General features: G+C 36.6%; 19 protein-coding genes and 4 pseudogenes. 13 read left to right on the plus strand and 10 right to left on the minus strand.

Going from position 1 to position 20,732, the window contains the following annotated elements; translation table 11 throughout:
• Window positions 1-12 precede the first annotated feature (12 nt).
• Window positions 13-1,150, minus strand: a pseudogene (locus SSOP1_RS04180) (RNA-guided endonuclease InsQ/TnpB family protein); the annotation flags it as partial.
• Between the two features lie 222 nt (window positions 1,151-1,372).
• Here SSOP1_RS04180 and SSOP1_RS04185 point away from each other — a divergent pair.
• The 3 genes from SSOP1_RS04185 (at window position 1,373) to SSOP1_RS04195 (ending at window position 5,046) form a co-directional block, all read left to right on the plus strand.
• Entirely contained in the window at window positions 1,373-2,062 is a 690-nt protein-coding gene (locus tag SSOP1_RS04185) for a hypothetical protein (RefSeq protein WP_048054189.1), read from the plus strand.
• A gap of 2 nt (window positions 2,063-2,064) precedes the next feature.
• Window positions 2,065-2,934 carry a hypothetical protein gene (locus SSOP1_RS04190; protein ID WP_048054188.1) on the plus strand — a complete coding sequence of 290 codons (870 nt, stop codon included), beginning with the start codon at window positions 2,065-2,067 and terminating at the stop codon, window positions 2,932-2,934.
• Window positions 2,935-3,666: 732 nt separating this feature from the next.
• The gene (locus tag SSOP1_RS04195; RefSeq protein ID WP_063492729.1) at window positions 3,667-5,046 is read left to right on the plus strand and encodes an RNA-guided endonuclease InsQ/TnpB family protein; all 1,380 of its coding nucleotides are present in this window, start codon (window positions 3,667-3,669) and stop codon (window positions 5,044-5,046) included.
• Here SSOP1_RS04195 and SSOP1_RS04200 read toward each other — a convergent pair.
• A complete protein-coding gene (locus SSOP1_RS04200) occupies window positions 5,043-5,294 on the minus strand; it encodes a hypothetical protein (protein ID WP_048054191.1) in 252 nt (83 codons plus the stop codon). The two genes, SSOP1_RS04195 and SSOP1_RS04200, sit on opposite strands and share 4 nt — an antisense overlap.
• Window positions 5,291-5,554, minus strand: coding sequence for a hypothetical protein (locus SSOP1_RS04205; protein ID WP_048054192.1), 264 nt, complete (start codon window positions 5,552-5,554; stop codon window positions 5,291-5,293). The genes SSOP1_RS04200 and SSOP1_RS04205 overlap by 4 nt, the downstream gene beginning before the upstream one ends.
• A 601-nt stretch (window positions 5,555-6,155) precedes the next feature.
• Here SSOP1_RS04205 and SSOP1_RS04210 point away from each other — a divergent pair.
• Window positions 6,156-7,086 (plus strand): annotated as a pseudogene (locus SSOP1_RS04210) (IS110 family RNA-guided transposase).
• Window positions 7,087-7,187: 101 nt separating this feature from the next.
• Here the strand turns inward: SSOP1_RS04210 and SSOP1_RS04215 are convergent.
• From SSOP1_RS04215 to SSOP1_RS04240, 5 genes and pseudogenes are all read right to left on the minus strand, one after another.
• A pseudogene (locus tag SSOP1_RS04215) lies at window positions 7,188-8,111 on the minus strand (DUF4322 domain-containing protein).
• A 253-nt stretch (window positions 8,112-8,364) separates the two neighbouring features.
• Window positions 8,365-8,595 carry an AbrB/MazE/SpoVT family DNA-binding domain-containing protein gene (locus SSOP1_RS04220; RefSeq protein ID WP_048054193.1) on the minus strand — a complete coding sequence of 77 codons (231 nt, stop codon included), beginning with the start codon at window positions 8,593-8,595 and terminating at the stop codon, window positions 8,365-8,367.
• A gap of 69 nt (window positions 8,596-8,664) precedes the next feature.
• A complete protein-coding gene (locus SSOP1_RS04225; protein ID WP_010923098.1) occupies window positions 8,665-9,183 on the minus strand; it encodes a PaREP1 family protein in 519 nt (172 codons plus the stop codon).
• Between the two features lie 156 nt (window positions 9,184-9,339).
• On the minus strand, window positions 9,340-9,744 hold the full coding sequence (locus tag SSOP1_RS04230) for a hypothetical protein (protein ID WP_010923099.1): 405 nt from the start codon (window positions 9,742-9,744) through the stop codon (window positions 9,340-9,342).
• Window positions 9,745-10,078: 334 nt separating this feature from the next.
• Entirely contained in the window at window positions 10,079-10,330 is a 252-nt protein-coding gene (locus tag SSOP1_RS04240; protein WP_048054194.1) for a hypothetical protein, read from the minus strand.
• 348 nt (window positions 10,331-10,678) lie between these two features.
• On the opposite strand from SSOP1_RS04240, the gene SSOP1_RS04250 reads away from it, so the two are divergent.
• The gene (locus SSOP1_RS04250; RefSeq protein WP_010923101.1) at window positions 10,679-11,344 is read left to right on the plus strand and encodes an SRPBCC family protein; all 666 of its coding nucleotides are present in this window, start codon (window positions 10,679-10,681) and stop codon (window positions 11,342-11,344) included.
• A gap of 1,224 nt (window positions 11,345-12,568) precedes the next feature.
• Here the strand turns inward: SSOP1_RS04250 and SSOP1_RS04255 are convergent.
• Entirely contained in the window at window positions 12,569-13,360 is a 792-nt protein-coding gene (locus SSOP1_RS04255) for a glycosyltransferase (protein WP_010923102.1), read from the minus strand.
• A 370-nt stretch (window positions 13,361-13,730) separates the two neighbouring features.
• Between SSOP1_RS04255 and SSOP1_RS04260 the strand changes: the two are divergent.
• The 7 genes and pseudogenes from SSOP1_RS04260 to SSOP1_RS04285 all read left to right on the plus strand — a co-directional run.
• Window positions 13,731-14,071 (plus strand): annotated as a pseudogene (locus SSOP1_RS04260) (FkbM family methyltransferase); the annotation flags it as partial.
• 823 nt (window positions 14,072-14,894) lie between these two features.
• The gene (locus SSOP1_RS04265; RefSeq protein ID WP_048054195.1) at window positions 14,895-15,821 is read left to right on the plus strand and encodes a UDP-glucuronic acid decarboxylase family protein; all 927 of its coding nucleotides are present in this window, start codon (window positions 14,895-14,897) and stop codon (window positions 15,819-15,821) included.
• On the plus strand, window positions 15,818-17,047 hold the full coding sequence (locus SSOP1_RS04270) for a UDP-glucose dehydrogenase family protein (protein WP_010923104.1): 1,230 nt from the start codon (window positions 15,818-15,820) through the stop codon (window positions 17,045-17,047). Before SSOP1_RS04265 ends, SSOP1_RS04270 begins: the two co-directional genes overlap by 4 nt.
• Window positions 17,048-17,049: 2 nt before the next feature.
• Entirely contained in the window at window positions 17,050-17,817 is a 768-nt protein-coding gene (locus tag SSOP1_RS04275; protein WP_063492731.1) for a UTP--glucose-1-phosphate uridylyltransferase, read from the plus strand.
• Between the two features lie 79 nt (window positions 17,818-17,896).
• Window positions 17,897-18,079 carry a hypothetical protein gene (locus tag SSOP1_RS17285; RefSeq protein WP_048054197.1) on the plus strand — a complete coding sequence of 61 codons (183 nt, stop codon included), beginning with the start codon at window positions 17,897-17,899 and terminating at the stop codon, window positions 18,077-18,079.
• 10 nt (window positions 18,080-18,089) lie between these two features.
• Window positions 18,090-18,239, plus strand: coding sequence for a hypothetical protein (locus tag SSOP1_RS16835; RefSeq protein ID WP_158011691.1), 150 nt, complete (start codon window positions 18,090-18,092; stop codon window positions 18,237-18,239).
• A gap of 27 nt (window positions 18,240-18,266) precedes the next feature.
• Window positions 18,267-19,043, plus strand: a complete 777-nt coding sequence (locus tag SSOP1_RS04285; protein WP_010923106.1) for an FkbM family methyltransferase — start codon at window positions 18,267-18,269, stop codon at window positions 19,041-19,043.
• A gap of 574 nt (window positions 19,044-19,617) precedes the next feature.
• Here SSOP1_RS04285 and SSOP1_RS04290 read toward each other — a convergent pair.
• Window positions 19,618-19,947, minus strand: a complete 330-nt coding sequence (locus SSOP1_RS04290) for a class I SAM-dependent methyltransferase (RefSeq protein WP_048054198.1) — start codon at window positions 19,945-19,947, stop codon at window positions 19,618-19,620.
• Window positions 19,948-19,992: 45 nt separating this feature from the next.
• On the opposite strand from SSOP1_RS04290, the gene SSOP1_RS04295 reads away from it, so the two are divergent.
• Entirely contained in the window at window positions 19,993-20,727 is a 735-nt protein-coding gene (locus SSOP1_RS04295; protein WP_010923109.1) for a 50S ribosomal protein L11 methyltransferase, read from the plus strand.
• Window positions 20,728-20,732 lie beyond the last annotated feature (5 nt).

Consider the following 20,732-nt stretch of genomic DNA (forward strand, 5'->3'; position numbering starts at 1 on the left):
TACCGTTTGTCCCTACACTTTCATTTCACTCATTTTATTAATCATGATCAAGTGTAGGGACTTAGCCCTCAACCACCTGCACGACAGGTGGGTCATGAGACTCCTTAGAGCCCAACGGCACGGGGCTCACATCTCCAGCCCTTTTCCTCAAATTATATAACGCAACAACATCCCTATGCCACCTCTCTCCTCCCTTCCCACAAACACCAACCCTTGGGGCAGAGCCCCCATCGGGCTGATAAATAATCTTCGACCCGTGAACAGGGCAAATAGAAGAAGTATAAGAAGGATCAACCAAGATTACGGGAACACCAAACTCCCTAGCCTTCTCAACAATAGCATTTTTCATTGAAGAAAATGCCGAACGATAAATCCTCAACCTAAGCTGTTTATCCTTCACACCCTTAACCATATGCTCCGGAACCCCCCTTGGCAAATCCTCCAAGACTATAGCACTCCTACTCCCAAAAGCCTCCTTAACAATCAACTTAGCAAACTTCCTCCTAACATCAAGCTTCTTATCCCTCTCCCTCAACTTTCTCCTAACCTCCCTATCCTTAGTAGACCTACCATTAGTTATCGACCTCCTTTTATACTCATAACCCAGAGTAATCATCCTAGTGTTAGTCTCTAAAAGTATCGGTTTCCCATTAATTAATACAGAGACTGAATCCTCATTCAAATCAACTGGAATAAAACCCCTTGGATCGTAAGATTTAACATCCTTCTTAAAAACTATAAAGAACTCTACAACATTCCCCTTCAACAGTTTAAACCTAGCCCCACTAGCAATTAACCAATTGTCGTTATAATACCTCCAGAAGATCTTTGGAAAGATTGGGGAAATGCAAACCCTACCCCTCTTAGTAGCAATTGAAATCACGTTGAGGCTGAACTTCCACAAGTGGTCGTCAAGATGGACAGTAACCCTCCTAACTGACGGTCTGTCAGTATAACTCCTTCCTCTCTTCTTCAACTTATTGAAGCTATCTAGCCTCTCGCTGGCATCTTCACAAGCGGTGTAAATATAATGGGATGGTAAGTCCCTATGCTTCTCCCTCTCAGTCTTGTAAATCCCGGCCTTAATTCTAGTGAATGATGTTGTGTTCTTTGTAAGCCCGTAATTTATTGCCTCCTCTAGAATCTCTCTAGTAAATATCATGCTTAACACTTGCAAAAAACTCGTCTAATCGCCTCCTAGACACAAGGTTAGTCCCTATCGCCACAAAATATATTTTTGTACCATTTGCCTTAGTCCAAACCAATTTTCCCTCATTTTCGTAAAAAAGATTCTCGCAGTAAGGCAGGGACTAAAATACAGCAGAAAGTTTTTATAAAATGTTTCATAAACATATTGTGTAGATTGATATCTATGTCAGTAGAACTTTCAACTCCTTTTGAGCAATATTACGAGACTTTACAGAGAGTGAAAAACAGGAATTTTCCTTTACAGTATTTAGAAAAGATGCTGGACTATTTGCTTGAGAAGTATGAGACAAATTTGTTTGAGATTTATGAAGGCATATTGGCAATAGCTCTGAACCCTGAAGATTTAGATATAAAAATGCTATTAGAGGAGGTTAGGAAAATAAAGGAAGATTTTGAATTATACGCCTCTTTGTTCGAAAATAATACTACCATAAGAGAATACTTAGAAATAACAATTAACGCGTTGGGCAAACTTATTGACGGACTAAGGAAAAATGAGAAGAAGTTTTACGATGAAGTAAATTCTACTAATCCTAATTTCTTATTAACTACGTACTACTCACTGTATCTGCGTTATTTAACAATCGTGTATGCAAAATTGTCCAAGTTAAATATACAGAACGACGTCAAAACGAAAGACTCTCCGTTTAAGAATACGCTTCATTTCGTTAATTTAATCGTTGGACTACTCGGCATGCCTATTCTGCACTATCTAAAGACGAAGGAGGTATTTCCTTATATATCGGAGCTAAGTGGAGTATTGCTACACACATTAACCAACGAGGCACCTATTCCCTCAAGGGACTCGTTAGGATATTATCTTTTTTCCAGAATTCATGCAAAAAATGAGTGAATATGGAGACTTTTTTCTTAGATACTAACATTCTCGTAAAATGGATATATAGAAAGCTCTTGAACGAGAAAGAAGATATTGAAAGATTTATTTCTTCATTGAGCAAAGATCAATGTATTATACTTGATATTAACTTATCCGAATTCGAATCGATAATCAATGACGCATATAACATGGTATCTCATATCATCTACGAGAAGATACTGTCAAGATCTGATTGGAAAGAATTAGATATAAAAGGTAAATTTCAAATTATTAATGATATAAGAAAGAATTTTGATCGGCTTTATGATGAAATACGAAAAACCCATTATAATGAACTGATCTCGCCCGGCGGAATAAGGCAAATACTTGCGAAGGAGTTCTTTAAAAAGTTAGAAGATAAGGTAGTTAACTTGGATCCGGAAGTCCTTAGAAACCATATAGCTTTAAATGGGCGAACTGAAGATCTGATTGACTATCTGTCTAGTGTAAAAGCTATAATCAAACAAAAATTTACTGTACTTGACAACGTTAAGATACTTATTAATGATTATGTTATTAAGGAAATTCAACTAATTTATGAGGGTATTAATAGACATTTGCGTAATTTAAAATCCCAAGGATATAAAAAAGTACCAAGTAGGAAGGATCAGTTAATATTCCAATATCTTTTCTTGCTTTTACGCGAAGGAATTTACGATAATATTGTTTTTATTACTGATGATAATGATTTTGAAAGAATGTATAGGGCTATTCTAAATTATTCTGATGATATTATAAAGGGGAAAGTAGACCCTCGCGGAGAATTTAGAGGACATGCAATGGAAATTAAGAATACATTAGGCAAGTTAGTAATCAAAAATATTAACGAGTTAATTTCCAACAAATGAAAACCAAGGCTATTCTTATATGAACTTACTCCATGAATATCACAGATTACTTGCTCTCCTTTTTCCACATTTCACCTCTCAAAGCCTTGAAAGAACTCCCTTGTTTGAGGTATAACTGACGCGATCAACATAGCAAGAAGAGGGAAAAGCTTCGGCAAATAAATTGCCGTCAGAACTATACCGAGTACTAAAAAACCAGGGGTTTATTAGTGTAGATAAAACTCCTCGAGAAAAATGTTCTTACTCCTCATCACTTTAAGCAAAATGTAATCACCTTCTGGTCTTCTTGGCAAGCACTCAAATGCTCTTATTGCTCCATATCCCTTTAAAGCAATAAGCGTAGCTATGCTGCTATCATTTCGTCTGTAAGCTCTTTCTGAAAGTGTTAGTTCGCCGTAGTGGAGTAAATGGCGGACTCAAACAACGTGTGGCGTAACTTCTCACGGGCTTAATTGGTAATGCACCCTACGAGGGAAACGTAACTCCTAAGTGAGCAGTCACCAGTTTGGAGATTATTAGTAAAAATACACGTAATACCTAAATATAATTATTCAAAACTGTATTTAGAAATGATTAAAATAGCGAGTGGTTTAGTAAAAGTGTTAAAGCCTTTCCAGAACCATTAGGTCCTACAACAAACTAAAACTCCATGTCGTGATAAAATGAGAGACAAACCTCGCCCCTTCTAGGGGCAGGGTAAAGCTATTTAAACTTCAGCAATAACGATTAGTTATGGCACCCTCCTCTGGTCAACTCTTAGGGGATGAGGAGCGGGAGCCGACTCCTACTCCCGCAATGCCAGAGGAGGGTGTCTACGAAGTTAAATACTCAAATCGAAGAACCAATGTAGTTCGTCTTCTTCCAAATGGTTTTCAAGAAAGAAAGCTGAGGAGGTTAGCTAATCTCTCTGCAAAACTCTTCAACGAAGTGAACTTCGAAAGGAGGCAACAATTCTTTCACGAAGGGAAAGTAGACTTTAAGGGAACGTGGAACAAATACTACGAGAAGTACAAGGCCATACTGGGTGTTAATGCTCAAGCTGTCCTTCAGAAGAATAATGAAGCGTGGTCATCCTTCTTCTCCTTGTTAAAACTGAAGAAGGAAAGAAAACTACCACCACACATGAACCACGTTTCTCCGCCTAGATACTGGAAGGACAGAGAAGCAGGGAAAAGAAAGCTAATACTAGTTGTTAGACAAGATCGTTACAAGGTAGATGCTGGAAATCACAAATTAATCCTCAAGGATTTCGACATGGAAATAGACTTTGTCGGTAGACTAAAATGGTATGGTAAACAAGGTAGACTAGAAATAATTTTTGACGAGACCAAGAACGCTTGGTATGCTCACATACCAATTGAAGTAGGTGTTGAGGAAACTGGAAAGAAGAGTAAGCACGTCGTCAAGGGTGAGAGAAAGTCCATCCAGATTTCCAAACCAAAGGGAAACAAAGTAACTTCAATCGATCTAGGCATCAACGTAATAGCTAGTGTAGTAGTTAACGACGGAACTTGGTTGCTCTACAAGGGTGTTAGAACAAAGGAGGACTACTTTTACTTCCAAAGAAGGATTTCAGAAGTGCAATCGTTAGCTGACAGAACCAGAAACATTGGTGAATATGATGCGTACCTAGAATTGTTGAGGGAAAAGAGGAGGTTTTTTAAGAAACTAACTAGGAGGCTCCTTCACCTCTACCGTAATCTAGCCTCCCACCTTATTGAAACACTCTACGAACTAGGAGTTTCAACAATCTACTTAGGTTATCCATTCAACATTGTGCAGGAGAAGGGTAATAAGTTTACAGTGAACATGTGGTCTTATCGTAAGCTAATGGAATCCATAGAATTGAAAGCACAAGAATATGGTATGAAGGTGTTTGAGGTTGTTGAGTACAATACGTCCAAGTATTGCGCTTATCATGATGTGGAAGTAAAGAGGAACCCAAGAGGTGTTGTCAACCGTCCTTTAGGTCATAAACTTCACAGCGATTTGAATGGTGCGTTAAACATTCTAAAGAAGGCATTAGGAGTAATCGCCGAAGCCGTGAAAAAACCATTATCCTTCATTGTGGATCATAACCGAGTAGCACCCATAAAGGGGTGTAACCCTTAAGACCTCGGGAACCCTCGCCCTTTAGGCGGGGAGGAGGTCAGGTTTTGCGGGCTACATGGTTCGCCGAATTTAGGACTATTAGTATCTACCGAAATTACTATATTAATTTGCACACTGTAATTTTCACCGCTCTTAATTACGTGAATCGGTATAGGGAAAATTCTAACCTTCAACTCCTCATTCTCTACTCTAGCAATTAAAATTCCCGGTCTAATAGAAATTAATTCATAATCTGCAAGGGCTATCATTCACTATCGTCCTCGTAAACTATATCAATTGAAACTATCCTTCCATCTTTATCCCTCCAAATTTGAACGTTTGCATCGTGATACTCTACGTAATAAGGGGAGCCTCCAAAATCTATGGAAACGCCATCATTATATTCCTTAATGCTTGGGGTAATCATGTTCGACGAGAAGTTTTGAGAGAAAGTACTATTGAAGCTGAACGAAGTGTTTTCAGCAGAGGCATTAAATGATGAATGTTGATTAAATAGTTCTTTATACATGAATCATTATTCTTACCGTGAAGTTAAAATTTTTTATTCTCCTAGTTACGTTCGACGCATATGGAGCTGAGGGAACTAGCTTAGGAAACTAACTTTCAATCTAATGTCTTTTCGAACTCCTTTCAAATAGATAAGACATATTTTGAGAGAAGAATTACACATCTAAAATAAAAAGGAATATAATACCTTATGTCTTTGCTAAAAATTATTTTCTCCTTAAGAAAACAATAGTACTTCTCTTCGCATAAGCCTGAGGGTTATGGTGTACTACTAACTCTGAGGAGCATGATAGGGTAATGAAAGAAATGGGTTTTTGATAGGCATATGGCGTCGGCTTACTTAATAGCGTTGAAAGGATTAGGAATGATAAATGATAACAAATAGCATAATCATGACTCTTCTTTTTGCCACTAGTTTAGGACGTCCATTAGTCTGACTTCCTTATATAAAACATATTAGTCAGATCTGAGTAATACAGATCTAACTGGGGTGTAGGCCGTTGACTCCCTTGAGCTTAAAGCTCGACGGTGAGCTTGGCCAACCTCCAAATTCAGACTGAAATTGGGCAAAAAGCCCGAATAAAACATAAGGGTGAATACACATAAAGGCCCCAGTTGCAGGGATAGATGTATCAAAAGATAAACTAATAGTATATTTTCAAGGTAAATTCTACGAGTTTCCTAACGATAAGCAAGGTTTTGAGGAAGTGAAGAAAGTCCTGCCAAGAGGTTGTAAAGTAGGTATTGAGAGTACCGGAGTTTACCACGTTAACCTTGCCAAGTGCTTGATGAATGAGTATGAGGTGAGGGTTATTAATCCCTTGGTAATCAAGAAGTTCAAGGATTTTAGGGGCGAGAAGAGTGACAAGAATGATGCTAAAAAACTCGCTGAACTAGTTGTTAATATGTGAGTTTACGTTAAGTGATGCTAGGGAGTTGACGAGTCAATGGGATTTTATCGTTAAGAGTATTGTTAGGGTTAAGAACAGGTTGAGGAGCGACTTAATCCTCTTGGGTTATAGTGATAGCTTGTCTAGGAAGAATTTGAGTGAAGTATTGGAGGGTGGGGATAATATCATCTTGTCTGAGGTTAAGTTTCTTTTGGATGAGTTGGAGAGGCTTGAGGCTAGGAAGAGGGAGGTTGAGAAGAGGCTTGAGGATGTTGTTCCTAGGGATAGTTTGATCTTTACTATACCGGGTATTGGGAAGACGCTGGGTTTGATAATTTTAGGGTTAGGTGATGTTAGGCGTTTTGATGATAAGAGGAAGTTTGTGGCTTATTGTGGTCTTGATCCTGTTGTTGAGTGGGGGGAGTGTTGTGTCGCGAGGTGTCTCAAGGAGGGGTGATGCTGTTTTGAGGAGGGCTTTCTATCTTGCAGCTTTGACTGCTATCAAGGTTAATCCGGTGATCAAGCGTTTTTATGAGGAGCATAAGGGTAGGTTAAAGGGTAAGAAGTTGATTGTTGCATGTGCTATGCTGTTATTACTTGGGCTGTGCTGTATTATAATAAGCCATTTAATGCTAACGGGTGATGACGAGGGCTTTTGTTTGCATAAGTAGTGTGGACTATGCTCAATTTTTGGCTAAAAGTTTTTATACCGGAAGCTCCCCGCCCTAAACGGTAGACCCAAAATCACCTCCTTGAAAATAAATCTATAGTGTAAATAAGCGTTTCTATTAACTTAAATGGAAAATTCTCTGTGAATAAATCAATTGAGAACAAGAGAATGAGCAATAGTCTAAACTCTTCCCTCCCCATCATCTCCTTGAATATACAAGGAGTAGAGCACCAACACGAACACCAACACGCGAAAAACAAACTTAGTAGTGAAGGGGAGAAAGGCCTTAATACCCCAAAATATAGGACCCCTAACCTTATTATACAACCTCAACACTTCCCCCTTAGGCAAGTCTAGGTTAGTAGCCCTAGCAAAGTAAACACGAATTCTCCTCTTCCTCCCTAGTGTAGACAAGAAGCCTAAACTTAGCCTCATCCCTCCTATGCCTCTTACTATATGTAATCCCCATCTCCTCATAGACCTTCACATCCCCAACTGGAACAGCAATCACATGAAATGAATTTGAGCACATCAATAGAAGCCAGCGTCGAGAGTTATTAGCCTTATCTTGAATCCCATAGTAACCACTTGCTCCACGAGAAACTATCTCGTCCTTGCTCATTCCATTGAAAGGCTAGGAGGAGTACTTTATCCTTGTTGCGTAGTTCCAAGAGTTTCCCTTCTCAGAACTCCCAAGCCCTTCCACTGGTTTACCATACCACGTCTATTGATAGGTCTACCTCCTTTACCCCCTTTAATACCTCTATTGATATTTTTCTGCTCTAGGAGTTTCTTAGTTATCTTTATTCCTTGCTTCTTTACGTAGTTTCTTACTGTCTGTGGTTATGTTATATGCTCTTGACTCTCTATTGAGTTTTTCCATACGCGGAGATGAGGGTTTTATCTACTTCTTCTCTTTCCCTTGAAGTTAAGCAGGAAAATAATTTATACCCTATTTTTTGAAGGTTATTTTGGTGAGGGAGAGGTCGTGTTATCATCTTAGATATTCACGTGGTAATACACCTTCTCCCTCACCTTAAACCTTTCTCCAATTTATTAAATCTTTTATATTGTTATAAATCCTATTATCTTTATGAATGATATATTATCCTATCAGAATTATTTTTTGCAAAAAGATTTTGGGTCTACCGTTCCAGGGTGGGGGAGCTCTACACTCAAGGAAGTCAACGGCCTACACCCCAGTCAGATCTGTATTACTCAGATCTGACTAATATGTTTTATATAAGGAAGTCAGAATACCTCAGTTATCGCTTCTTTTAGTAAATTGTCTATATCTACGTCTTCTAAATCTTTCCTGAATATGCCATAATACTTGTCAACATCTACTACTATAGGCTCTAATATTATTTTAGAATCTTCCACCCTCAATTTTAATTTCTTACTTTTAATTAATTCCCTCACTTCTTTAGGTATAGTAATTCTGCCTTTGTCATCAATTGTTAGTATAAACTCCTTACCCATAATTATGCATCGAGTAACCCATAAATATAAATGTTTCTTTAAGCAGTATAGAAAGTGTGTTATCCAAGGCTATTTCATCAGTTCCTTCTCAGCAAGATTGTAATGTTCTTCAATTTCCTCATCCCAATATTCCTTAAAGAATTCTTTTATAACCTTCATAATTTCCTTAGACAAGTAAATGATGTCATTAATAGCTTCTTCCCTTTCGTAATAGTCGCTCGCCCCTTTATAAAGCCCATTATAAGCATACCTATGTAATTCTAACGCAACCGAAGTTAGGGAATTTACCTTATATCCAAGTTCTTCAAGCCTCTGTGAAATTCCTTTTAATCCAGTGGTAGGGGCAAGGAATCCAGACTTATAATACCACTCCTTCTCTTTTTCGTTTCTAGGCATTTTCTCAAGGTTTATGACTGTTAATGCACTTATTATTGCCTTCCAAGACTGAAATACTTTATTAGCGGAGTTCCTGCTAAACCCTTCCTTTAGTAATTTTAATCCTAAAGCTAGTTCATCTAGGCTTTCTATTATCCTTATCTTTACGTAAGCATCTCTGTGTTTCTCTATGGCGGGTATTTTTGACTCCATTAATCTATCATTAACTACAGAGCTAAAAAGTTTGAGAAGCCATTAAAATTAGCGTTTTTGCGAAAGAAATTGAGTAATAATTAATTGAATAAAATAATAATTGCCTCTATCTTAATATATTCCATAGTCTGTCTATAACAGCTAACAAATCTGTAGCTATCTTACCACAGGCGGGATTGACTTAGACGCAAACCCTTCGTTCTCAATGACTAAAGGTTTTTCGTTCTCAACTTCTTTCGGAATTATCTTTGCAATTTTATAATAAGTTTCAACCACGTTATTTAACACTACTGGGTTCTTTACAACATTCATAAAATATTGGCGCAAAAGTGACGGTAAACCATAATTTTCGAGTTTTGTCACTATCTCTGCTATGTTGCTTAATTTCGCGAAACTGAGTTCACCGGATGGTTTCGTTGGTGGTGTGGCTAGGAATGTTGGGTTTTCAATACCCGCTTGTTTCGCCAACATTAAGACTTGATTCGGATTGGATAAGTATAGCTCATTAATTTGGTTAACCAGCTCGCCAACTAGACTTTCACTGTTTTTTTGACCTGTCATGTTAGAAACAAAACCGCGAGACTAAAAAAAGAAAATTCGTAAGCTAACTTCCTTTCTTTTGGATTGCAAATGCAATTAAAAGAAACAAAACCGCAAAAATACCGAACGCGAATAGATACAGCACAAAATCCAGGTTAGACAACAAAGAAGGTGAGAGAGGATGGTGGGCATAAGTGGCGAAAACACCGTTAAGAATGCCGAGTAATAAAAATGCTACTACAATGAGAAAGAGAATTGTGAATATGAATAGAATGACGAAGAACGCAGAATAGCTAGATTCAGACATTTAAAAAAAAATGAGAGAACAAGCAAATAAAAACAAAACAGCTGTGTTTTAAGAACCATGCACTTTTTCGCACGCTTCCATGAAATCTTTGCCTTCGTCGAGAATATAGTGAATCAGCAACTCATTCTTTTTGATTAGCTCCTTCAGTTCACTTGATGGGACTGAATATCCTGTTGGTGTTTCGAGTCCTTCATTTCTGAGATAAAAATGTGTCATAGCTAACGTAAAATCGTATGGATCATTTTTGAGAATCTTTGCCTCTTCAAATGCCTGTCTTAACTTGGTGCAATCTACTTTCATTTCCCCCCCCCCTCTTTAATCTTTTCTCTCAGCTTAAAATAATCTTCAGCAACCTCCAGCGTATGGCTGCGCATGATATGGTTAGAGAGTATTCCAAAATTCCTATAGTGGTTGTGGCAATAAGGGCAAAATCCATTCGCAATTAACCAATAATGTTTGCGGAAATACGCGAGTACTACCTTATGTGAAACTTTCGTATCGCGGGAATAAGAGAGAATACGTTTAATCTTCAGAACTCTCCTCTGCAGTGGCTGATGAGAAGAAAGTATTAACAAACCGCTTTCTGCGCTCTGCATTATTTAAAAAAATCTAATAATGCTTTACAGTTGGACACACTTATTATAATTTATGGAAAAAGCTTATGACTTTGAGGTAGAAGCTCCTCCAGAGGTGGTTAGAGATTATCTCATGAATCCTGAAAACTTAATGAAATATATTCCTCATTTTAAGGATTTAAAACGAGTTGACGATGGCTGGGAGTTATATGTAAGCTGGTTATTTACAATAAAATTAAAAGTTAAGAGAGTTTTCACTAATACAGATATCATCTATTTAGTGGAAAAAAGTGAAGGTTTAATAAAGATAAAATCCAGTTTAAGGTTTACAATTTTTCCTTCGAAAGGAGGAATTACTATAGTAAGGTTAGTATTCTTTTATGATGGACCATTTGAAAGTATAGTCAAGGGGCAAGCTGATGCGTTCTATAGAAAAGGAAAGGAAGTGTTTAAAACTGAAATGACAAAGGAAAAAAGGATTCAAGAGGAACAGAATGGCGTAAAGGGAGAAGTATCAATTTACGAAATGAAAACGATATTTTCGGGTAAAATAAATAAGGATGAGTTAGAAAAGTATCTGGAAATAGCGATGGTTAAGAGCGTTAATTCAACAGTTGTTGTAATTTTATCTGATGAGAGAAATATTATAGAGATAAAATTTAAGGGAGGAGAGCTAGTGGCGCAGAAAGGGGATTTAGACAGTCTTTCGTCTCCAATAACAATATTAATAAAGCAATAAAGGTTTTATTATGAAAATTTTTCTAGAAAATTATAACTTTTATCATTTAGAATCTTGAATGTTTTTATCTTAATTTCACTCCTTTATAGTTTAAGGGTATCTAATAATTTATAAATGAAGAGAAGAAATTTACCTATTCCTCGGAGGGTGACAGTGTATTATCCCTTAAGCCGTTGCTGAATTAGAAAAGCCACGGGTAAACGCTTACTATGGGTTTACGTACCTTTTACTTTTATTTTTTCCTAAGTACTTAAAAGGAACCTTTAGTGCGGCATGGTTCTACTTAGGGTTGAATGGCGAGGCTTTCCGCCCCCTTAACCCCCGTTTTCTGTAATGAAGCCTTGCGAAAGTGAATTGCCTGTTCAATGCTTTCTCGAAATTCAGGCGAGGTTGCTTGAAGTGGTTGAATTCATTGCGACGCATATGAACGCAAGATTTTAGTGAAAAACACAGCTGCGTTTTTCACTGGCAAAAGAAGTTGTAATACCGGGATTTAGTGAGAATTGTTTATTTTTGTTTTTTAGTAGACGGTAATATTGGACGGTTCTTTAATTCACGTTAAGTACGTAATAATTTATGATAGAAAGATTTATAGACATTTTTCATAAAGTGGATTAGTATGAAGAAAGGTAGGAAAGGATTAAGTAATGCAGTAACTGCTCTAATATACTGGTAATAGCTTCAGTAATAATAGCATTAGTAGTTGTTGGATTTGCTTTCGGGCTATTTGGTGCTTTTGGTGCGCAACCGAGAATATCGGTAGTAAACGCATACGTACAAGATAATCAGCTATATGTTATACTGCAAAATACTGGTAATGCACCAGGTACGATAACTGCAATTATAATAAACGGTGGAGCACCTACTTCTGCAAGTATTCCAGTTCCTGTTGGGACAACAATTATATCTACATCTCTACCATCAAGCTTATCTCTCTCCCCTGGCCAGTCAATAAGCTTTACTTTAATTACTAGTAATGGTGTAGATATACCGGGAACAGCAATAGTAGAAAGCTAGAGCGATAGGATATGATTAACAAAAAGGTATTTCTTATTTTTCTTTTTGTTCTTTTAATTTACCCATTTATAGTTTCCTCCTCATTATCTATAGGTTCCTTTGTCATAAAAATTATCAAGCTAATTGAAAATAGGACGAGAGGTTGAATACAAATTCATGAAACCTCAATGAAAGTCCGACCCCTACCTAAGATACGGTCCTACTTTTTTATAAACTAAACTTACCGAACAGAAAAGGAATACCTCTGGCTAAGTAAAGTATATAAAGGGTAAGTCGTCCTTTAATACCACCAACGCATATTTCCCTCCTCTTCCTGCTCACAGACGTCATAAAGGAGTAAGGAGTGTCTTTAAGCACTTTCAAGCTCTTCCCGTAACGGTAATACTTCCTCACGATCTCCTTCAGGGTAAAATCGCCGTAGTGGTAAACTAACTCGTCTTTTATTACAAAAATGTCGTTAGAGAATCCGGATGCCTCGTAATAAATTAGCTCGTGATCCGGGAAAACCACTTGGCTGAACTTTTCTCTCAAATTTTCCCTTAGCTTCTCTAACGAAGCAGTCAGTAACTCCCTCTTGAATAGCCTAGGCAAGGCAAAGCCCCTAACCGCTTCCGGTGAGTTACATTCCATTATGTTCTCCTTGTCCAACTGGGCAGCCCTACTCCAGAACGAGTCACCTAACTCCCTCTCGCCTATTATAACCATGTCGTGAAGGTTCTTAGAGAGTATCTCAAGAGCATCTTTCCTTAAGGGTCTCGTCTCGTCAAGCAAAAAAGCGTAATCACCCCGGCTCTCCTTGTTAGCTAAATAACGAGCTTCCAAAAGTTTAACGTCTTTTCTCACTTCTTTGAAACCGTACTCGTGAACTATATCACTGATTACTCCTCCTCCAGAGTTAACCACTACTACTTCATAATCTTGAAAAGTTTGCTCCCTTATTGATTCCAAGACCTCTCTTAAGTACTTACCGTGAAGTGCTGGGATTTGAATTGAAAACACATAAGAAAGAAGATGAAGTAATTAAAGAGTTTTTACCTATTCATTTCTCTCAAGCTACGAAACGTTTTATCTGCTCTCCCATTTACGTCTACAAAGAGAATTTTAGCTACTGAGCAGAATTTTAACAGTAATGAGACTCAACACCGGCTGAAGACCTACCTCACATTGACCCCTACATAATAGGTTGGCAACACTTTCAGTGGGCATGCTTATTGTATTTGGCTTCGAGGTCTACTGCGGTAAAGTCTACAGCTGGACAAACGTAATTTGTGAGAAGAATAACGTAAAGCTTTGCTAGTTGCGTAGTCGAGGAGGAGTTTCGCTGAACTTACTAGTTAATTTTGTAGCGGATAAGTATCTCAGTGTCTTTATTAATTATACGACTTTCGAGAACTGGCATTCAGTAATGCTCAGTATTCATAAAGAGAGGATAAAGTGTAAACTAAGAAATGGGCAACTACTGTATTTGAAACCTAACGAGATAGTCTTGCTCGCTGGGCTAAAGATCGTTGAACTTAATGAAGATAGTGTGAGATTTCAATTTAATGGAAGGGTTGGAAATTAAGTTATCCAGGTGATTCCTTCTCAGATTATTGGAGAATAGACGTTAGGGGAAAGAGAGTGTTAGATATAGGAGCAGGGATTGGGGATTCCCCAATTTACTTTTCCATTGCAGGAGCGAAAGAGGTGGTAGAAGTAGAGAGTAAGAAAGTATATAAATCTCAGCAGTTCCAAAATAGTAATTACTCTTATAAAGATAATTTTTAACGTAAATAACGTGTGCATATAGTAAGAATAAAAACCAAGGATTGGCAAAAACTGAAATACCATAAGCTGTAGGTGAATAATTACCAGCTTTAACATTTATGGAATTGTTAATAACTGAAATTACTTCCCTACTATTAAGAATTGATAAGGCCTCATTGAATAAGCTACTGTAACATGAAGACGGTACGAGGACTATTTTAACAATTCCGAGGTTATTACTAATAACGTGAATTTGGTGGTTAACTAGATTTAATTTTCCTGCTAAAACCCAGCTAACATTGTATTAGGAATAATTATATAAAATGTAAATTAAATACTACTGTATTAAATTAAAATGTACTTAAAACTGCTGCGCTTTCCTAAAATGATAGAATGAACATAAATTTAAAAAATTAGAATCGTTTAAAGATATTGTTACTGCGTGTAGATATTTTATTATTCCTAGTAAATTTAAAGAATATATAGATAAAATACTCGGTAAACCTTTAGAATCATCAAATATAATTACTAAGACTGGCTAAACCATCAGATACGTCACTCTACATACATAGCACTCTTCACAGAGGCGTTTCTTTTTATATTTGGATTTATTCTCAACAAAAATTAGACAGAAAAGGATTAATGACCTAGATACATGGATAAAAGACTGAAATTTTACAAGAAAAATTTATAAATGCATGACACTATTTATAATTATATACGTATACTTTTCTCTAATAATTTTGTAACCAAAAGATTTATATCTCGTCAAAGATAGAGATTGTTGATGAAAATACTTATAAGTGGAGGAGCGGGATTCTTAGGTTCTCATCTAACAGAGGCATTGTTAGAAAAAGGAGAGGAAATAACAATAGTTGATGATCTATCAACCGCAAAATACTTTAATATACGAAAAGATGTAGAATTTATTAAGAAAAAAGTTGAGGAATTTGAGACAGAAAAAAAGTACGACGTCGTCATCCATTTGGCAGCTAGACCTTCACCGGAGGACTACATAGAACATCCAGTAGATACAGCTCTTTCTAATTCACTAGGTACTTACAAAATGCTCGAAATAGCCAGAAAAAGTAATGCAAGATTTATATACACATCTTCATCTGAAGTATATGGTTCTGCCTCAATAATTCCGACCCCTGAAACGTATTGGGGTTACGTAAATCCTATAGGAATAAGGAGCTGTTATGACGAAAGCAAGAGATTCTCAGAAGCTTTGATAATGGCTTACCACAGACAATATAAGTTAGATACAAGAATCCAGAGGCCTTTTAATGTATATGGCCCTGGTCTAAGAGAAGATGGAACTTATGGTAGAGTGGTTTCAAGATTTATTTATCAAGCACTAAAAGGAGAGGACGTAACAGTGTTCGGAGATGGGAATCAAACTAGAGCTTTTCTATATATATCTGACTGGGTTGATGCTACAATAAAATTAATATACAAAGATGGACTAGAAGGTGAAGTATTTAATATAGGTTCAGACAAAGAAATAAAGATTATTGAGTTGGCTAATATGATAATTAAGCTTACCGGTAGCAAATCTAGAATTAAATATCTTCCCCCTAGACCAGATGACCCACCTAGGAGAGCAGCTGACATAACTAAGGCTAAGGAAAAATTGGGCTGGTATCCTAAAATTTCCTTAGAAGAGGGATTAAAACTTACCATAAATTGGTTTAAGGGTGTATTAAAATGAGAATAGGTGTTGTAGGATTAGGTGTTGTAGGATTAGTAACGGGGGCAGTATTAGCAGATCAAGGACATGAAGTAGTTGGAGTAGACATTGATCAAAATAAGGTTAAAGGTTTACAGTGCAACCGTTCTCCCATTTATGAACCAGGTTTAGATGAACTTCTCTTAAAAAATAAGAATAGATTTCTCTTCACCACAGATTACTCCGCGTTAAAAGACGTGGATATTGTCTTTATTACAGTCGCTACACCTACCGTAGAAGGGAAGAACTATATAGGCTATGTTTTAGACGCTGCTAAGACTATGAAACCTTACCTTAAGAGGGATGCGATCGTTGTTGTGAAAAGCACAGTAGTTCCAGGTACAAGTAGAAAAGTAAAACAGATAGTAGAGAGGGAAGTAGTAGCTAACCCAGAATTTCTAAAAGAGGGTAGTGCTGTAATAGACACCATTAAACCTGATAGGATAGTTATTGGAAGTGATAGTAAAGCGGCTGGAGATGTAATTGAAAACTTATGGTCATTTACAAAGACTGTGGTTTTAAGGACTTCAATTGAAGAAGCTGAAATGATCAAATACGCTGCAAACTCTTTTTTAGCGACAAAAATTTCATTTATTAATGAAATAGCGAATTTGTGTGAGGTAATACCTAACTGTGATGTCAATACCATAGCTAAAGCTATAGGATTAGATAAAAGGATAGCTCCCTATTTCTTAAACGCTGGCTTAGGTTACGGAGGTTCATGTTTCCCTAAAGATACTCTAGCTTTTGCATCCTTTGCTAGAGAATTAGGCGAGGAATTAAAAATAGTAGAAGCCGCGATAAAAGTTAATGAGGAAAGACCTAGAAGAGCTGTAAAGATAATGGAAGAGTTATTAGGCGAACTAAAGGGTAAAACAATTTGTATTTTAGGTATTGCATTTAAGCCTAACACGGATGATACTAGAGAAAGTGTAGCGTTAAAAATTGCTAAACTTTTAGTCGATATTGGGGCTAACGTCATAGCATATGATCCTAAGGCTAAAACATCGTTAGTGGAAATGGTAAGCAGTAAGGAGGAGTGCGTGAAGAGATCAGATGGTGTAATAATAGCAACAGAATGGGATGAATTCAGAGGCATAGAGCATATGCTTAAAGATAAGGCTGTCTTAGATGGTAGAAGAGTTCTTGACCCTAATAAGATGTCAAGAAGTAAATATAGGGCAATAGGATTATCTAAGGTGAGGTAAATATTCACGCAGTAATTACCGCAGCTGGTTTGGGCACTAGATTACTTCCAGCATCTAAAGAAATTCCTAAGGAAATGTTTCCTATCCCTTTTAATGGGCAATTTAAACCTATAATTCAGATTATTTTCGAACAGTTATATGACATCGGAATAAGGGACTTCGTTATTGTAGTCGGAAGAGGGAAGAGAGTTATTGAGGATCACTTCACACCAGACTATGACTTTATTAATTACCTCGAAGCTAAGGGCAAGGTTATCCAAGCAAATTATTTAAGGCAATTTTACCAGAAAGTTGAGAATAGTAGAATAGCTTTTGTTAATCAACCAGAACCTAAAGGTTTCGGCGATGCGGTGCTAAGGGCAGAACCTTTTATTCAAGGAGAATTTCTAGTAGTGGCCGCGGACACAATTCTACCCATGATACCTATATCATCAATGGTTGTTAACTCATTTTTAGTTACTACTGTCCAAGACCCAAGACCTTACGGTGTCGTTTTAGTAGATAAGCAGGGGTATGTGATAGATATAGAGGAGAAGCCGAAGCAGCCTAAGTCTAACTTGGTCGTAGTTCCTTATTACATGTTTGATGAAGAGATATTCGATGAATTAAGACAAATAAAATACGAAGAGGAATTGCAATTGACAGATGGTATTAAAGGTCTTATAAAAAGGGGTAGAAGATTCAAGGCTATAATGGTTGATAAAGTTTACGACTTAGGCACTGTCGAGAATTATATAGAATCCTTAAGAAGATTACTAAACAACGATTAGTATTTAAATTTTAACTTGCTATAAATTCAATACTATTATTTTTGATAGAAAACGTCCCAAATGTTGAAAGAAGTTAAGCTTGGCAAAGAACTACAGTCAACTGATAGTATTAAAAATTAATAAGAATGTTAATTTTAGAGCAGTTAGAGTAATCGATACTTATGATTTAGGTAAGTTTGAGAGGGATATCATACATCAATATTATTTAAATATTGCATACAAAACGAAAATAACAATAATAGTTCTAAAGGTATTGCAGTAGCAATTTATCTATGGAAAAGCTTTTCATATCTAATTTCATTATCTTACTTGCCTTGGATATCATAATATCAGCCTATGACAAGGGAAGCTCTGGAATATCCTCATACACTTTAGAAGTAGCTAAACTGCTATCAAAGGATTTTAAGAAAGATTATATTTAAAAACTTTGGCACCATAGATATACATGCATGATGGTCGACTTACGACCTTTTACGGGGATTCCAGCTAAGGCGATACTCTCACGGAGAAGTGACTTTGCCGCATTTTATCAAGTTATAATAGAAAATATTTACTCTCACCTACTTTCAAGTATTAGAGAAGGAGATGTAGTTATAGATGCAGGGGCCAATATAGGCTTGTTTTCTATCCTTGCATCATTTAAGGTTAAGGAAAAGGGAAGAGTTATTGCTATAGAACCTGAGCCCAACAACTTAAAAATCTTAAAACAGAACGTAGAGTTAAATGGACTAAACAACGTGATCATTATTCCTAAAGCACTGTACGACAAACCAGGTAAAAGGGTCAATATGAGAGGAGAAGGTGTAGGAGCTTTTGTATCTGAGGACGGTGAAGGTACTGTTGAGACGACCACTCTTGACGTGATAGCAGAAGAAAACCGTTTAAGACCTAGAATACTTAAAATGGATATAGAAGGAGCTGAAGGTAAAGCGCTTCTCGGCAGCATAAACACCGTGAAATACCTAGAACTAATTGAGATGGAGGTACATGACGAGGAAAACATGAAACAAGTTGAGGAAATACTATTTAGGTTTAAGTTTAAAAAGAAAGAGGTGGCAATAGAGGATTTAAGAAACGTTTACAGACAGTTCATAAGGCATCCAATTAATATACTTAGGATTGAGGCAGCTAATAGGTTTTCTACTACAAAACGTGTATTATTATCAAGAATTAATGGTGGTAAGGTTTCTCTTTTCCCCAAACAAATAGTTTACTATAGGGGCTAGTGAATGGCTTCTCGTCATTGCTAACTTGTTGGAAAAACTACGTCGCCATAATCTTTGCATCTACGCTTTTATCTTTGTTATTTTCATTCTTGAACTTGCTTATATCTGCAAGTATACTCACACTATTTTATCTCATAGACTTAATTGTACCGCCATTTTATCCAGCTAACGTGATGGAAAAGCCTATAGTCTTCCTTTCTCCGATCCTAATTATATCGATTACAATTTATATTTTGGTGAAATTATTTTTTAGTAATTTAATATTTTTTATATCTCTTATTATATTGTTTATTCTAGACGTGATATTGTCGTTTAAAAGAGCAAAAAATTAAAAATAATTCATGTGGAATACTTAACGCCGAGAATATTGTGAGTTCTGATATCCTTTGGACTTATAGCATACTGAAAATTTCTGGTTTGATCAGTTTACTTGAAAGATAGAATATAACCGAGCAAATTTCTCTAAAGGCTACCAATATTATGAAACTATTTAAAAAGTTAAATTGTAGAGTAATAAAATTGGAAACACATATTTAATCTTTTATTATTTTACTAGAATCGTAAAGGTGCTCTATCACCTCCCCAAAACATCGATTGAGGAAATCTCTAAAGGAATCTCAGTAACGTTTACGTCAAGTATAAACGGGGTTATGCCCTTCTCCCTAATTTCCATCTCAGCAAAAGATGCTATTTCCACACAGTAGGCGTTAGTGAAATGAAACTTGTTAACGTAGTAAGACAAGTTCTCTCCAGTACCGCAGCCTATTTCTAATATCGACTCTTTACTTTTTGCAAATTTTTCAATCGCGTCCTCAGTTAGTTTTATCCTCCTAAGCATGTGGGCTGTTAACTCTAACTTAGCGTAGTGTTGCTCGTAGAATTCCTTTATTGGGTCTTTAGGCATATATGAGTACATAATGTTTATATTTAAAAAACCTATTGTGGAAATGTGGAGTTCATTCCGCCTAAACGATTGCTTGAATTAATAAGACAATATAGTACGACTTTCGAGAACTGGCATTCAGTAATGCTCAGTATTTATCTTCATAAAGAGAGGATAAAGTGTAAACTAAGAAATGGGCAACTACTGTATTTGAAACCTAACGAGATAGTCTTGCTGGCTGGGCTAAAGATCGTTGAACTTAATGAAGATAGTGTGAGATTTCAATTTAATGGAAGGGAAATTTGTTTGAAGGGTTGGAAATTAAGTTATCCAGGTGATTCCTTCTCAGATTATTGGAGAATAGACGTTAGGGGAAAGAGAGTGTTAGATATAGGGGCAGGGATTGGGGATTCCCCAATTTACTTTTCCATTGCAGGAGCGAAAGAGGTGGTAGCAGTAGAAGTAGACAGTAAGAAAGTTGAACTAATGAGGGAAAACTTAAAGGCTAACAGTATCAATAACGTTATTGTGGTAGACAAGGGCGTAGGCATAAAGGACGATGAAAATTATATCAGTTGGCCAAAATTAATCTCTAATTATGGTCCATTTGATGTAGCTAAAATAGACTGCGACGGATGTGAGAAAATCATAGTCCCTTATATCAAGGAAATACCGAGTTTGCTCATAGAATGGGATTATAACTATAAGGATATAGTAAGTAATCTGACTAAAAACGGGTATAAAGTAAAAGTTGAGCACACCCTAAAGAACTTAGGGTTTATTTATGCAAAGAAGCGGTGATAAAC

Origin of the sequence: Saccharolobus solfataricus (genome assembly GCF_900079115.1) — an archaeon.
Taxonomy (GTDB): domain Archaea; phylum Thermoproteota; class Thermoprotei_A; order Sulfolobales; family Sulfolobaceae; genus Saccharolobus; species Saccharolobus solfataricus.

Coding starts and splice junctions, on each gene's coding strand:
- SSOP1_RS04185 (WP_048054189.1), top strand. CDS start 1,373: ATGTCAGTAGAACTTTCAACTCCTTTTGAGCAATATTACGAGACTTTA.
- SSOP1_RS04190 (WP_048054188.1), top strand. CDS start 2,065: ATGGAGACTTTTTTCTTAGATACTAACATTCTCGTAAAATGGATATAT.
- SSOP1_RS04195 (WP_063492729.1), top strand. CDS start 3,667: ATGGCACCCTCCTCTGGTCAACTCTTAGGGGATGAGGAGCGGGAGCCG.
- SSOP1_RS04200 (WP_048054191.1), bottom strand. CDS start 5,294: ATGATAGCCCTTGCAGATTATGAATTAATTTCTATTAGACCGGGAATT.
- SSOP1_RS04205 (WP_048054192.1), bottom strand. CDS start 5,554: ATGTATAAAGAACTATTTAATCAACATTCATCATTTAATGCCTCTGCT.
- SSOP1_RS04220 (WP_048054193.1), bottom strand. CDS start 8,595: ATGGGTAAGGAGTTTATACTAACAATTGATGACAAAGGCAGAATTACT.
- SSOP1_RS04225 (WP_010923098.1), bottom strand. CDS start 9,183: ATGGAGTCAAAAATACCCGCCATAGAGAAACACAGAGATGCTTACGTA.
- SSOP1_RS04230 (WP_010923099.1), bottom strand. CDS start 9,744: ATGACAGGTCAAAAAAACAGTGAAAGTCTAGTTGGCGAGCTGGTTAAC.
- SSOP1_RS04240 (WP_048054194.1), bottom strand. CDS start 10,330: ATGAAAGTAGATTGCACCAAGTTAAGACAGGCATTTGAAGAGGCAAAG.
- SSOP1_RS04250 (WP_010923101.1), top strand. CDS start 10,679: ATGGAAAAAGCTTATGACTTTGAGGTAGAAGCTCCTCCAGAGGTGGTT.
- SSOP1_RS04265 (WP_048054195.1), top strand. CDS start 14,895: ATGAAAATACTTATAAGTGGAGGAGCGGGATTCTTAGGTTCTCATCTA.
- SSOP1_RS04270 (WP_010923104.1), top strand. CDS start 15,818: ATGAGAATAGGTGTTGTAGGATTAGGTGTTGTAGGATTAGTAACGGGG.
- SSOP1_RS16835 (WP_158011691.1), top strand. CDS start 18,090: ATGGAAAAGCTTTTCATATCTAATTTCATTATCTTACTTGCCTTGGAT.
- SSOP1_RS04285 (WP_010923106.1), top strand. CDS start 18,267: ATGATGGTCGACTTACGACCTTTTACGGGGATTCCAGCTAAGGCGATA.
- SSOP1_RS04290 (WP_048054198.1), bottom strand. CDS start 19,947: ATGCCTAAAGACCCAATAAAGGAATTCTACGAGCAACACTACGCTAAG.